We start from the raw sequence: 12,841 nt of genomic DNA on the forward strand, positions 1-12,841 counted from the left end.
GGCGCAGGAAGGCGGACCCCGTTGAGCGAGCCCCAGGAACAGCCCGACGCCCTCGTCGAACAGCGTGGGCACACCCTCATCGTCACCTTGAACCGGCCACACGCACGCAACGCCCTGAGCACCGAAATGATGCAAATCATGGTCGAGGCCTGGGACCGCGTCGACAACGATCCGGACATCCGCTGCTGCATCCTGACCGGCGCCGGTGGCTACTTCTGCGCCGGCATGGACCTCAAGGCGGCAACCAAGAAGCCGCCGGGTGAGTCGTTCAAGGACGGTAGCTACGACCCGTCGCGAATCGACGCGTTGTTGAAGGGCCGTCGGCTGACCAAGCCCCTCATCGCGGCAGTCGAGGGCCCGGCGATCGCCGGCGGGACCGAGATCCTGCAGGGCACCGACATCCGCGTGGCCGGCGAGAGCGCCAAGTTCGGCATCTCGGAGGCCAAGTGGAGCCTGTACCCGATGGGCGGGTCGGCCGTGCGGCTGGTGCGCCAGATCCCATACACCGTCGCGTGCGACCTGCTGCTGACCGGCCGGCACATCACCGCCGCCGAGGCCAAGGAGATGGGCCTGATCGGGCATGTGGTGCCGGACGGGCAGGCGCTGTCCAAGGCGCTCGAGATCGCCGAGGTGATCGAAAATAATGGACCTTTGGCCGTACAGGCCATCTTGCGGGCGATCCGCGAGACCGAGGGCATGCACGAGAACGAGGCCTTCAAGATCGACACCCAGATCGGCATCAAGGTGTTCCTGTCCGACGACGCCAAGGAAGGCCCCCGGGCGTTCGCCGAGAAGCGCAAGCCCAACTTCCAGAACCGCTGACCACCCGTTCCTTCGCGCGCCGAGCGTGAAGCCGTTGCGAGTTTTCCGCATTTTTCTCTCCGCAGCTTCACGCTCGGCGAGGTGTCGGTCCTACCCGGCACACTCCTGCGCGTGGGAGAGCTATTCATAGGTAGCGAGGCCGTCGCATCCGGCCGCGTTACGCCCTACGCGCTGCGCAGCAGGTTTATCGCGATCCACCGCGACGTCTACGTCACGAGGGGTACCGAAATCACCGCGACGCTGCGCGCCGAGGCGGCTTGGCTGTGGTCGCGGCGGCGCGGCGTCATCGCAGGCCGATCCGCCTCGGCTCTGCACGGCGCCAAATGGATCGATGGAAACGCACCCGCCGAACTCATCTACGACAATCGGCACGCGCCCACCCAAATCCGCACCTGGGCTGATCGAATCGAGGACGACGAGGTTGCGACGCTTGAGGGAATGCCGGTGACCACACCGGCGCGCACCGCCCTCGACCTGGCATCGCGCTATCCGCCAGGCAGGGCGGTCGCGCTGATCGACGCCCTCGCCCGGGCAACCCGCCTCAAGATGCCCGATGTCGAGCTACTCGCGGAGCGCTACAAAGGACGCCGAGGCATCCGGCGGGCGCTCTGCGCGTTGGACCTAGTGGATGCCGGTGCGGAATCGCCCCGCGAGACATGGTTGCGCCTCTTGCTCATCCGGGCCGGCTTTCCGCGGCCGCGCACTCAAATCCCCGTGCGTGACCAATACGGCCAGCTGGTCGCGGTTGCCGACATGGGCTGGGAGGACGTCAAGATCGCCGTGGACTACGAGGGCGACCACCACCGCACCGACCGGCGGCGGTTCAACCGTGACATCAGACGCGCCGAAGCGCTTGCAGAGCTGGGCTGGATCGACGTCCGGGTCACGGCCGAGGACACCGAGGGCGGCATCATCGCCCGGGTATCAGCGGCATGGGATCGCCGAGCGTGAAACTGTCGCGAGATTTTCGCCGGTTTTTCGCAGCAGCTTCACGCTCGGCGCGGAGGCGCCAGGGCGCTTAGCCCAGCGGCGCGCTCGGCGCGGAGGCGCCAGGGCGCTTAGCCCAGCGGCGCGCTCGGCGCGGAGGCGCCAGGGCGCTTAGCCCAGCGGCGCGCTCGGCGCGAACGCCACCGGCATTTTCTCCAGGCCGGACACGAAATTGGCCGGCCGCAGGGGCAGCTCGGCGTCCGACGCCAGCCGCATGTCGGGCAGACGTTGCAGCAACCGGGTCTGCATGATCGACAGCTCCAGCCGCGCGAGCTGATTGCCGAGGCAGAAATGCGTGCCGAAGCCGAAGGCGAGGTGGTTGTTCGGGTAGCGCTCCATGTTGAAGGTCTCCGGGTCGTCGAAGACCTTCTCGTCGAAGTTCGCCGACTCGAACAGCAGGATCATCTTCTCGCCCTGGTGCAGCTGGGCGCCGTGGAATTCGGTGTCGGCGGTGAGGGTGCGGGCCATGTTCTTCACCGGCGCCGTCCACCGCAGCATCTCTTCGATCGCGTTGGGCAGCAGGCTCAGGTCGGCCGCCAGCCGCCGGTGCTGATCGGGATGCAGCAACAGCTGCCGCGTCCCGCCGGACAGCGTGTGGCGCGTGGTCTCGTCGCCGCCGATCAGCAGCAGCAGCACCTCGGTGACGATCTGGTGGTCCTCCAGCCGCGAGCCCTCGACCTCGGCGTGCACCAGGACGCTGACCAGGTCGTCGGTCGGTTCGGACTTGCGGGCCTCGATCATCCCCATCATGTACTGGCTGTAGGCGGCGAAGGCATCCATGGTGACCTGCATGTCCTCTTGTGCAGCCGTGCTGCTCAACGCGCCGACCAGATCGTCGGACCACTTGAGGAACATCTCGCGTTCCTCCGGCAGCACCCCGAGCATGTCGCCGATGACGGCCATCGGCAGGGGTGCCGCCAGATCCCAGACGAAATCGCACTCACCGCGTTCGCACACCGCGTCGATCAGCGTGTCACACAGCGAAACGATCTTGGCCTCTTGGTCTTTGACGCGCTTGCGGGTGAAGCCGGAGTTGACGAGCTTGCGGCGCAACAGGTGTTGCGGGTCGTCCATCTCGATCATCATCTCGACCCCGGGTTGGTCGGGGCGGATGCCGCCCGCGTTCGAGAACAGCTCGGGGTTGCGCTCGGCGTCGATCACGGCCTGATAGGTCGAGGCGGCGGCCAATCCGTTGCGGTCCCGAAAGACCGGCTCGTGCTCGCGCATCCACTTGTAGACGGGCCGAGAGTCACCGGCGTAGAAGGTCCCGTCGGTGAGGTCGACGTCGGGCCTGGTCATGGTCATGAGATCTCCTGGGCATCACCGAAGGACATTTGTACGTGGTCGACGGAACTGGACACTAGGGCGCGCTTTGGAAGACCCAACGACGCAAGCTCTTTCGAGTACGGATGGTCACCGAGCCGGACGTTCACGCCACCGAATCGGGTGCGCACGCCGTCCAGGGTGTGTTCGAAGGCGGTTTCGCGGGTGATCCCATCGCGGTGTGAGTAGGTGCGTTGCGATTGTTGGCGCGGGGTGAGCCGGAACGGCAGGCCGCGGCGAAAGTCCATGCCGATCACCGGTTGGCCGTCGATGCTGAGGTCGAACCCGAACTGCCGGCCTTCCCGAACGGTGAACTCGCCCATCACTTTCGGGTAGCCCCAGATCTTGGTTCCCGCCTCCAACGTGAACGCCTGGTCGACGGGGAGGTGGTGGATGAAGGCGCCGGCCGACTGCAGGGCGCGGGGCCCGCTCGCCTTCGAGCCCGGTGGGGTGACCATCACGCTGGTGCCGAACTCGTGATACCGGCCCAGGTCGCCGTCGATGTAGTGCATCAACATCAGCACCACGATCGCGCGGCCGGGAAGGTAGCGGCAGACCCGCAGACCGCTGTAGTCGATCATCTGCTGCGCGGCGTCGGCGTCGACGGAGAACATCGCCATGTGTTGATTTGCCTGGCGAATCTTCACCGGCATCGTCAGTACGGTGCCCGCGATGGTGTGCTGCGAGGCTGTCATCGGGCCAATCTAGAACGCGTTCTATTCATTGGGCAATACCGGGTCAGATCAGCGTGGCGAGCTCCCTGATCTGCGCCTCGTTGCGTCCGTTGACCACCATCATGGTCACGCCGGCGGCCTCCCAGACCTTGACCTGCTCACGGACGTAGTTGATGTCGCCGACGATCGCGGCGTCGTCGACCACCTCGTCGGGGATGATCGCCGCGGCCTTGTCCTTCTGGTTGCTGCGGAACAGCTTGGTCACCTCGTCCACCACCTCGGCGTAGCCCATCCGGCGGTACACGTCGGCGTGGAAATTGGTGTCCTCGGCGCCCATGCCGCCCATGTAGAGGGCCAGATAGGGCTTCATGGCCGCGAAGGCCGCGGCGCGGTCGTCGGTGATGACGATGTTGGCGGTCGCGCAGATCTCGAAGTCCTTGCGGCTGCGTCGGGCCCCGGGCCGCGCGAACCCTTCGTCGAGCCATTCGTTGTAGGTGTCCGCCATCCGCGGCGTGTAGAAGATGGGCAGCCAGCCGTCGCAGATCTCGGCGGCCAGGGCCACGTTCTTCGGCCCCTCGGCCCCCAGCATGATCGGGATGTCGGCGCGCAGTGGGTGCGTGATGGGCTTGAGCGCCTTGCCCAGGCCGGTGGTCCCCGAGCCCGTCAACGGCAGCGGATAGTGCGGGCCGTCGCTGGTGACTGGCTTCTCCCGCGCCCAAACCTGCCGCATGATGTCGATGTACTCACGGGTACGGGCCAGCGGCTTGGGGAACGGCCGGCCGTACCAGCCCTCCACCACCTGCGGCCCGGAGACGCCGAGCCCGAGGATGTGCCGGCCCCCGGACAGGTGGTCGAGCGTGAGCGCGGCCATCGCAGTTGCCGTCGGGGTGCGCGCGGACAGCTGGATCACCGAGGTGCCAAGCCGCAGCCGGCGGGTCGACGATCCCAACCAGGCCAGCGGCGTGTAGGCGTCCGACCCCCACGCCTCGGCCGTGAACACGGCGTCGAACCCGGCTTCCTCGGCCGCGGCGACGAGCTCCGCGTGATTCCCCGGCGGCTGAGCGCCCCAATATCCGAGCTGCAACCCAAGCTTCATAGTCACTGACCCTTCCTAGGGCATCCCGATGTTGAAACCGTTCTTAGAACCTGTTCTACTCGATGGCGTGACAGCCAGCTCGAGCAGCCCGACCTTGACGGATCCCACTGAGCCACCGCTCTCCGCGCCACTGACATTGGCTTTCGACTACACCCGTTCGGTCGGCCCCACGCTAAGCAAGTTCTTCACCGCACTGCGTGAGCGCCACGTCCTGGGGGTGCGCGGATCCGACGGCCGGGTTCACGTACCGCCGGCAGAATACGACCCGGTCACCTACGAGCCGCTGGGCGAGATGGTTCCGGTGTCCAGTGTCGGCACCGTCGTTTCCTGGGCGTGGCAACCCGAACCGTTGGAAGGCCAGCCGCTGGACCGTCCGTTCGCCTGGGCGCTGATCAAGCTCGACGGTGCGGACACGCCGATGATGCATGCCGTGGATGTGGGAGCCGCCGGTCCTTCGGCCATCAAGACCGGCTCGCGGGTGCACGTGCACTGGGCCGACGAGCCGGTGGGCGCCATCACCGACATCGCCTACTTCGAGCTCGGCGAAAAAGCCGAACCCGTGCCCGAACAGGCGGCGGGCGAACAGGATCCGGTGACCATGATCGTCACACCGATCTCGCTGACGATCCAGCACACCGCCTCGCACGAGGAGAGCGCCTACCTGCGCGCCATCGCCCAGGGCAAGCTGCTGGGCGCGCGCACCGGCGCGGAAGGGAAGGTCTACTTCCCGCCGCACGGCGCAGACCCGGCCACCGGCCAGCCGACCACCGAGTTCGTCGAGCTGCCCGACAAGGGCACCGTCACGACGTTCGCGATCATCAACATCCCGTTCCAGGGGCAGCGCATCAAACCGCCCTACGTGGCGGCCTACGTGCTGCTCGACGGGGCCGACATCCCCTTTCTGCATCTGGTCGCCGACGTCGACGCGCACGAGGTGCGGATGGGCATGCGCGTCGAGGCGGTGTGGAAACCCCGCGAGGAGTGGGGCTTTGGCATCGACAACATCGAGTACTTCCGGCCGACGGGGGAACCCGACGCCGACTACGACACCTACAAGCACCACCTGTAAAGGGCTTACCTATCAATGAGCGCTCGCAACGTTGCGGTCGTCGGCTTCGCCCACGCCCCACACGTACGCCGCACCGACGGCACCACCAACGGCGTCGAGATGCTGATGCCGTGTTTCGCCGAACTCTACAAGGAGCTCGGGATCACCAAGGCCGACATCGGCTTCTGGTGCTCGGGATCGTCCGATTACCTTGCCGGCCGGGCCTTCTCGTTCATCTCGGCGATCGACTCGATCGGCGCCGTACCGCCGATCAACGAATCACACGTCGAGATGGACGCGGCGTGGGCCCTTTACGAGGCCTACATCAAGATCCTGACCGGCGAGGTCGACACCGCACTGGTGTACGGGTTCGGCAAGTCCTCGGCCGGGATCCTGCGCCAGATCTTGTCGCGGCAGACCGACCCCTACACCGTCGCGCCGTTATGGCCGGACTCGGTGTCGATGGCGGCGCTGCAAGCCCGCATGGGGCTCGACACCGGTAAGTGGACCGAAGAGCACATGGCGCGCGTCGCGTTCGACTCCTTTGCCAATGCCCGCCGGGTGGACTCCGTGGAACCGGCGATCAGCGTCGCGGAATTGCTCGAAAGGCCGTTCTACGCCGAGCCGCTGCGGCGCCATGACATCGCGCCCATCACCGACGGCGCCGCCGCCATCGTGCTCGCGGCGGACGGCCGGGCGCGCGAGCTGCGCGAAAACCCGGCCTGGATCACGGGAATCGAGCACCGCATCGAAACCCCGTCCCTGGGCGCGCGCGACCTCACCGAGTCCGAGTCGACCAGGGTGGCGGCCCAAGTCGCCACGGGTGGAAAGACCGGCAACCTCGACGTGGCCGAGATTTGCGCGCCCTTCACCCACCAGCACTTGATCATCGAGGAAGCCATCCGGATACCCGGGCCGACCAAAGTCAATCCGTCCGGCGGCGCGCTCGCCGCCAACCCCATGTTCTCAGCCGGCCTCGAGCGCATCGGCTTTGCGGCGCAACACATCTGGAACGGGTCGGCCGAACGGGTACTCGCGCACGCCACCAGCGGGCCCGCGTTGCAACAGAACCTGGTCGCGGTCATGGAAGGAAAGAACTGATGGCCGGTGCAGGTGCGCACCTCGCCGCGGTACTGGGTACCGGGCAAACCAAGTATGTAGCCAAGCGCAAAGACGTTTCGATGAACGGCCTGGTGCGCGAGGCGATCGACCGTGCGCTGGAAGATTCCGGTTCGACGTTCGACGACATCGACGCCGTCGTCGTCGGCAAGGCGCCCGACTTCTTCGAGGGCGTCATGATGCCGGAGCTGTTCATGGCCGACGCGATGGGAGCCACCGGCAAGCCGCTGATCCGGGTGCACACCGCGGGTTCGGTCGGCGGATCCACCGCCATCGTGGCCGCCAGCCTGGTGCAGTCCGGGAAGTACCGGCGCGTGCTGGCGATGGCGTGGGAGAAGCAGTCGGAGTCAAACGCCATGTGGGCGTTGTCGATTCCGGTCCCGTTCATCAAGCCGGTGGGCGCTGGTGCCGGCGGGTACTTCGCCCCGCACGTGCGGTCGTACATCCGCCGCTCCGGCGCACCGTTGAACATCGGTGCCATGGTGGCGGTCAAGGACCGGCTCAACGGAGCCCGCAACCCCTTGGCGCACCTGCACCAGCCCGACATCACCCTCGAGAAGGTGATGCAGTCGCCGATGCTGTGGGACCCCATCCGCTACGACGAGACGTGCCCATCGTCGGACGGCGCCTGCGCGGTGGTGATCGGTAACGAGGAGGCCGCCGAAGCCCGGTTGGCGCAAGGCAATCCGGTCGCCTGGATTCACGCCACCGCGCTGCGCACCGAGCCGCTGCAGTTCTCCGGCCGCGACCAGGTGAGCCCGCAGGCCGGACGCGATGCGGCCGCCGCGCTGTGGAAGGCGGCGGGCATCACCAGCCCGATCGACGAGATCGACGTCGCCGAAATCTACGTTCCGTTCTCGTGGTTCGAGCCGATGTGGTTGGAAAACCTGGGGTTTGCGCCCGAGGGCGAGGGCTGGAAGCTGACCGAAGCCGGCGAAACGGCGATCGGTGGACGGTTGCCGGTCAACCCGTCGGGCGGTGTGCTTTCGTCGAACCCGATCGGCGCCTCGGGCATGATCCGGTTCGCCGAGGCGGCGATTCAGGTGATGGGCAAGGGCGGGGATCACCAGGTTCCGGGCGCGCGCAAGGCGTTGGGGCACGCCTACGGCGGCGGCTCGCAGTACTACTCCATGTGGGTGGTCGGCGCGGAAAAGCCGACGCCGGAGAAAGTCGGCGCGTGAGCGAGCATCCCGCGCACGAGGCCGGCCGGCGCTCGCGCGAGGCGGTCATCGCCAGGGACAAAGAAGCGTGGCTGGCGGTGTTCGCCGACGACGCCATCGTCGAGGACCCGATCGGGCCGTCGGCCTTCGACCCGGAAGGCAAGGGGCACCGGGGCCGCGACGCGATCTCGGCCTTCTGGGACAAGGCCATTGCCCCCACCACCAGGATCGAGTTCGTGTTCCGCGACACCTACCAATGCGGCAACGAGGAAGCCAACGTCGGGCACATCCTCATCACCCATGGCGACTACCAGGTGACCGCGGAGGGCGTCTTCACGTACAAGGCCGACGACGAGGGCAAGCTGATCGCGCTGCGCGCCTATTGGGAGATGGACCGCGCGGCCGCCTCGGCCCGGAAGGTCTAAAGCGGCTCGAGCCCGGCCAGGTGCCGCTGAGCCAGTTCGCGGTAGGCCTGCGGATTCACCTTGACCCACATCTCGGCGCCCGTTCCGGCGACCGGACCCTTGATCTGGGCGGGCGCGCCCACCGCCAGCATGCCGGCCGGAATCTGGGTGCCGGCCGTCACCAGCGAGTGGGCCGCGATCAGGCTGCGCGCGCCGATGACCGCGCCATCGAGGACCGTGGCGTGGTTGGCAATCAGGGCCTCGGATCCGACGTGCACGCCGTGAATGCAGCACAGGTGCGCCACCGTGGCGCCGGGGCCGATGTCGACCGGGATGCCGGGTGGCGCGTGTAGCACCGACCCGTCCTGCACGTTCGCGCCCTCGCGCACCACGATTGGCCCGTAATCGCCGCGCAGCACGGTGTTGAACCACACCGACGCACCGGCCTCGACGACAACGTCGCCAATCAGGGTGGCGGTGGGGGCCACGAACGCGGTCGGATCGACCCGCGGCGCCCGACCCTCGAAAGCAAACAGCGGCATCGTCTAGATATACCCCGAGCGCGCATACGCCGTGGGTATCCCGGTCGGACCCGCCGTCATTGCGCGCCCCCGCCGCAAAACTGTAACGTGTTCTAGTTAGAGGGCTCGTGAGTTGGAGGTGACAGGTGAGTACCGACACCAAGGCGGTCGGCATCCGGGAGATCGATCCCGGCGCATTGCCGACGAGGTACGCCCGGGGCTGGCACTGCCTGGGCGTCGCGAAGGAATTCCAGGACGGTAAGCCGCACTCGGTCGAGGCGTTCGGCACCAAACTGGTGGTTTTCGCCGACTCACATGGGGACCTGAAGGTTCTGGACGGCTACTGCAGGCACATGGGTGGCGATCTGTCGCAGGGCACCATCAAGGGCGACGAGGTGGCCTGCCCGTTCCACGACTGGCGCTGGGGCGGCGATGGGCGCTGCAAGCTGGTGCCGTACGCCAAGCGCACGCCCAAGACGGCGCGCACCCGCTCGTGGGCAACCGACGTGCGCGGCGGCCTGCTGTTCGTCTGGCACGACCACGAACAGAATCCGCCCGACCCCGCGGTCCGGATTCCCGACATCCCGGAAGCCGCCAGCGACGAGTGGACGGAGTGGCGGTGGAACCGCATCCTCATCGAGGGGTCGAACTGCCGCGACATCATCGACAACGTCACCGACATGGCGCACTTCTTCTACATCCATTTCGGTCTGCCGACGTACTTCAAGAACGTTTTCGAGGGGCACATCGCGTCGCAGTACCTGCACAACGTGGGCCGGCCCGATGTCAACGACCTGGGCACCTCCTACGGCGAGGCGCACCTTGACTCCGAGGCGTCCTACTTCGGACCGTCGTTCATGATCAACTGGCTGCACAACAGCTACGGCGGCTATAAGGCCGAGTCGATCCTGATCAACTGCCACTACCCGGTGACCCAGAACTCGTTCGTGCTGCAGTGGGGCGTCATCGTCGAAAAGCCCAAGGGCATGGACGAAGAGATGACCGACAAGCTGTCGCGGGTGTTCACCGAAGGCGTCAGCAAGGGCTTCCTGCAGGACGTCGAGATCTGGAAGCACAAGACCCGCATCGACAATCCGCTGCTGGTCGAGGAGGACGGCGCCGTCTATCAGCTGCGCCGCTGGTATCAGCAGTTCTACGTCGACGTTGCCGACATCCAGCCGGAGATGGTGGAACGCTTCGAGATCGAGGTGGACACCACGCGGGCCAACGAGTACTGGAATGCCGAGGTCGAAGAGAACCTGAAGGCCAGAGACGAAATGCCCGCGGAACAACACTGACTCCCATGAGCCAGGATGAACCGGCGGTACCAGACGTCGACCGGCTCGCGCGGTCGATGCTGATGCTGCACGGTGACCACCACGATCACGACGACACGCCCGTGGGCGAGGGTGGCTCGGGATCCTGGTCGAAGTCAAGGGATTTCGCCAACGATCCGCAGCGCGCCGCCGCAGTCGCCGAGGCCAGCCGCGCCGACCGGGAGCGCTACCTCACTTCGGGCCTGCTGCCGGTGGACTGCCGGTTCTGCCATGTCACGGTCACCGTCCGAAGGCTCGGGCCGGGACACACCGCGGTGCAGTGGAACACCGAAGCCTGGCAACGGTGTGCGTACTTCACCGAGGTGCGCAACTCCGGTGGCGATACCGCACGCACCCGGTCGTGTCCCAAGTTGAGCGACAGCATCGAGCATGCGGTCGCGGAGGGTTACCTGGGCGAGCCGGTGCCCGGGGACGACTGACCTACAGCCCGGCGAAGCGCTCTTTGACCGTGTCGGCGGTCAGCCCGTAATCGGCCAGCGTGTACCGGTGTTTCGGCGCGCGCTCACCGGACTGGCTGTCGGCGTGCGCCTTTTCCATGGCCGCCCTCGCCTCGTCGGTCAGCGTCAGATCGAAGTGCCGGTAGATGTCGGCCACCGTGCCGATCGGGTCGGCGATCAGCTCCTTGTAGTCGACGTCGTAGAACTGGGCCGGCGAGTATTTGGCGCGCGCGGTGTTGAAGCGCTCCAGTCCACGCGACCAGGTATCCATTGCGTCCGCACCGATCTGGGCGCCTTCGAACGTCGTCGACCATCCCTCGGTGGTGTGCTGCGCGAGCGAGCACATCGACGCCATGATCGTCTCGACCGGGCGGTGGGTTTGAATCACCAGCGCGTCGGGATAGGTCGCCATCAAAGCGTCCAACGCGAACAGATGGCTGGGATTCTTGAGCACCCAGCGCTTTTCGGCGTCATTGAGCCCGATCAGCTGGAGGTTCTTGCGGTGCCGCTGATAGGACGGCGCCCAGTCCTGCTCCGAGAGCCAGTGCGCGTAACTCGGGAGGTGTGCCAACGTCTCGTAGGACACCGAATGCAGCGACTGCCGCAGCAACTGCCAGCATTCCTCGAGTTCGTATGCGGCCATGAAGTGCAGGCCGGTGTAGCCGGGGTTGTCCTGGTGGTGCTGGTTGAATTGCGCGTCAAGCTGGCGATACATCGGGTTCGAATCCCAGGTTTCGCGCGGTGGACGCGGCTGCGGGAATTCGGCCAGCCACATGTGCAGGCCCTGATGCGCGGGGTCGGCGCCCAGTAGCCGGTGCAGCGCGGTGGTGCCGGTGCGCACCAGGCCGGTGACGAAGATCGGGCGTTCGATCACGACGTCGGCGTGCTGCGGGTACTGCTTCCACGAAGCCTCGGACAGCAGCCGAGCCACCAGCGCACCGCGCAGGAAGAACCGATTCATCTTGCTGCCCAACACCGTAAGGCCGGCTTCACGCCGGTAGGAGTCCAGCAGCACCTGAAGCGCTTCGAGATAGTTGTCGTCGTTGGTACCGAAGTCGTCGAGCCCGGTCAGCTTGGTGGCCGATGCGTGCAATTCCTCGACGGTGCCGATATCGGTGCGATCGGACATCAGTGGTGGTACTCCCCGCAGTTGACGTCCAGGGTTTGCCCGGTGATGCCGCTGGACAGGTCGCTGGCCAGGAAAATGATCGCCGAGGCCACCTCGTCTTCGGTCGGCAAACGCTTCAGATCGGAGTTGGCCGCGGTGGCCGCGTAGATCTGGTCCACCGTGGTGCCGTACTTGCCCGCCTGATGTTCGAAGTAGGCCTGCAGGGTGTCGCCCCAGATATAGCCGGGGGCAACCGAATTGACGCGGATACCCTTCTCGCCCAACTCGGTGGCCAGCGACTGCGACATGGACAGGAGCGCCGACTTGGCCATCTTGTAGGCGCCGTATTTGGCCTGCGAATGGCGCAGCACCATGGAGTTGACGTTGACAATCGATCCGTGCGACTTTTCCAGCGCGGGTGTGAAAGCCTGGATGAGCCGCAATGCGCCGAGCGCGCTGAGTTCGATCGCGTCGCGGATGTGCTGAAAACTTGTGCCCGCCAACGGCTTCATGGATGGCACCCGGAAGGCGTTGTTGATCAGCGCGTCGACCTTGCCGTAGGTCGCCATGGTGGTCTCGACGAGGTAGTTGACCTCGTCGTCGTCGGTGATGTCGGCACGCACCGCCAACGCCTTGTGCCCCGTGTCGTTGACCTGTTTAGCGACGCTTTCCAGCCGCTCCACCGTGCGCGCCGCCAGCACCAACTCGGCGCCGTCCTGGGAGCACCGGTGCGCCAGGGTGGTGCCGAGCCCCGGCCCGACGCCACTGATGACGACGACCTTTCCGTTGAGCAAGCCTGACATCG

General features: G+C 66.3%; 14 protein-coding genes. 8 read left to right on the top strand and 6 right to left on the bottom strand.

The window, feature by feature from the left end; translation table 11 throughout:
* The first annotated feature begins 21 nt into the window (after positions 1-21).
* Both KXD96_RS00695 and KXD96_RS00700 read left to right on the top strand, forming a co-directional pair.
* Positions 22-822, top strand: coding sequence for a crotonase/enoyl-CoA hydratase family protein (locus tag KXD96_RS00695; protein WP_260742299.1), 801 nt, complete (start codon positions 22-24; stop codon positions 820-822).
* A gap of 111 nt (positions 823-933) precedes the next feature.
* Positions 934-1,773: a hypothetical protein gene (locus tag KXD96_RS00700; RefSeq protein ID WP_260742300.1), complete on the top strand. Its 840-nt coding sequence runs from the start codon at positions 934-936 to the stop codon at positions 1,771-1,773.
* Between the two features lie 147 nt (positions 1,774-1,920).
* On the opposite strand, the gene KXD96_RS00705 is transcribed toward KXD96_RS00700, so the two are convergent.
* The 3 genes from KXD96_RS00705 to KXD96_RS00715 are packed head-to-tail and all read right to left on the bottom strand — an operon-like array spanning position 1,921 to position 4,902.
* Entirely contained in the window at positions 1,921-3,108 is a 1,188-nt protein-coding gene (locus KXD96_RS00705; RefSeq protein WP_260745572.1) for a cytochrome P450, read from the bottom strand.
* 2 nt (positions 3,109-3,110) lie between these two features.
* Positions 3,111-3,827: an acetoacetate decarboxylase family protein gene (locus KXD96_RS00710; protein ID WP_260742302.1), complete on the bottom strand. Its 717-nt coding sequence runs from the start codon at positions 3,825-3,827 to the stop codon at positions 3,111-3,113.
* Between the two features lie 43 nt (positions 3,828-3,870).
* Positions 3,871-4,902 (bottom strand): LLM class F420-dependent oxidoreductase, encoded by a 1,032-nt coding sequence (locus KXD96_RS00715; protein ID WP_260745573.1) that lies wholly within the window; start codon positions 4,900-4,902, stop codon positions 3,871-3,873.
* 67 nt (positions 4,903-4,969) lie between these two features.
* Between KXD96_RS00715 and KXD96_RS00720 the strand changes: the two genes are divergently transcribed.
* From KXD96_RS00720 to KXD96_RS00735, 4 genes are read left to right on the top strand one after another with little or no spacing between them, the layout of a single operon-like run.
* Positions 4,970-5,971 carry a Zn-ribbon domain-containing OB-fold protein gene (locus tag KXD96_RS00720; protein WP_260742304.1) on the top strand — a complete coding sequence of 334 codons (1,002 nt, stop codon included), beginning with the start codon at positions 4,970-4,972 and terminating at the stop codon, positions 5,969-5,971.
* 15 nt (positions 5,972-5,986) lie between these two features.
* Positions 5,987-7,051, top strand: a complete 1,065-nt coding sequence (locus tag KXD96_RS00725; RefSeq protein WP_260742305.1) for a thiolase domain-containing protein — start codon at positions 5,987-5,989, stop codon at positions 7,049-7,051.
* Positions 7,051-8,250 carry a thiolase domain-containing protein gene (locus KXD96_RS00730; protein ID WP_260742306.1) on the top strand — a complete coding sequence of 400 codons (1,200 nt, stop codon included), beginning with the start codon at positions 7,051-7,053 and terminating at the stop codon, positions 8,248-8,250. Before KXD96_RS00725 ends, KXD96_RS00730 begins: the two co-directional genes overlap by 1 nt.
* The gene (locus KXD96_RS00735) at positions 8,247-8,654 is read left to right on the top strand and encodes a nuclear transport factor 2 family protein (protein WP_260742307.1); all 408 of its coding nucleotides are present in this window, start codon (positions 8,247-8,249) and stop codon (positions 8,652-8,654) included. Before KXD96_RS00730 ends, KXD96_RS00735 begins: the two co-directional genes overlap by 4 nt.
* On the opposite strand, the gene KXD96_RS00740 is transcribed toward KXD96_RS00735, so the two are convergent.
* Positions 8,651-9,175 (bottom strand): gamma carbonic anhydrase family protein, encoded by a 525-nt coding sequence (locus tag KXD96_RS00740; RefSeq protein ID WP_260742308.1) that lies wholly within the window; start codon positions 9,173-9,175, stop codon positions 8,651-8,653. The two genes, KXD96_RS00735 and KXD96_RS00740, sit on opposite strands and share 4 nt — an antisense overlap.
* Before the next feature lie 125 nt (positions 9,176-9,300).
* Here KXD96_RS00740 and KXD96_RS00745 point away from each other — a divergent pair, with 125 nt between their 5' ends.
* On the top strand, positions 9,301-10,452 hold the full coding sequence (locus tag KXD96_RS00745) for a 3-ketosteroid-9-alpha-hydroxylase subunit A (protein ID WP_260742309.1): 1,152 nt from the start codon (positions 9,301-9,303) through the stop codon (positions 10,450-10,452).
* Between the two features lie 5 nt (positions 10,453-10,457).
* Positions 10,458-10,910 (top strand): hypothetical protein, encoded by a 453-nt coding sequence (locus KXD96_RS00750; RefSeq protein ID WP_260742310.1) that lies wholly within the window; start codon positions 10,458-10,460, stop codon positions 10,908-10,910.
* Position 10,911: 1 nt separating this feature from the next.
* Here KXD96_RS00750 and KXD96_RS00755 read toward each other — a convergent pair whose 3' ends face one another.
* Positions 10,912-12,057 (bottom strand): sulfotransferase, encoded by a 1,146-nt coding sequence (locus tag KXD96_RS00755; RefSeq protein ID WP_260742311.1) that lies wholly within the window; start codon positions 12,055-12,057, stop codon positions 10,912-10,914.
* A complete protein-coding gene (locus tag KXD96_RS00760) occupies positions 12,057-12,839 on the bottom strand; it encodes an SDR family oxidoreductase (protein ID WP_260745574.1) in 783 nt (260 codons plus the stop codon). Before KXD96_RS00760 ends, KXD96_RS00755 begins: the two co-directional genes overlap by 1 nt.
* Positions 12,840-12,841 lie beyond the last annotated feature (2 nt).

This window comes from Mycobacterium sp. SMC-2 (assembly GCF_025263485.1).
Classification (GTDB): domain Bacteria; phylum Actinomycetota; class Actinomycetes; order Mycobacteriales; family Mycobacteriaceae; genus Mycobacterium.

Bases quoted from the DNA above. Each gene is read 5' to 3' on its own strand.
- KXD96_RS00705 (WP_260745572.1), bottom strand. From the start codon at position 3,108: ATGACCAGGCCCGACGTCGACCTCACCGACGGGACCTTCTACGCCGGT.
- KXD96_RS00710 (WP_260742302.1), bottom strand. From the start codon at position 3,827: ATGACAGCCTCGCAGCACACCATCGCGGGCACCGTACTGACGATGCCG.
- KXD96_RS00715 (WP_260745573.1), bottom strand. From the start codon at position 4,902: ATGAAGCTTGGGTTGCAGCTCGGATATTGGGGCGCTCAGCCGCCGGGG.
- KXD96_RS00725 (WP_260742305.1), top strand. From the start codon at position 5,987: ATGAGCGCTCGCAACGTTGCGGTCGTCGGCTTCGCCCACGCCCCACAC.
- KXD96_RS00730 (WP_260742306.1), top strand. From the start codon at position 7,051: ATGGCCGGTGCAGGTGCGCACCTCGCCGCGGTACTGGGTACCGGGCAA.
- KXD96_RS00740 (WP_260742308.1), bottom strand. From the start codon at position 9,175: ATGCCGCTGTTTGCTTTCGAGGGTCGGGCGCCGCGGGTCGATCCGACC.
- KXD96_RS00750 (WP_260742310.1), top strand. From the start codon at position 10,458: ATGAGCCAGGATGAACCGGCGGTACCAGACGTCGACCGGCTCGCGCGG.
- KXD96_RS00755 (WP_260742311.1), bottom strand. From the start codon at position 12,057: ATGTCCGATCGCACCGATATCGGCACCGTCGAGGAATTGCACGCATCG.
- KXD96_RS00760 (WP_260745574.1), bottom strand. From the start codon at position 12,839: ATGTCAGGCTTGCTCAACGGAAAGGTCGTCGTCATCAGTGGCGTCGGG.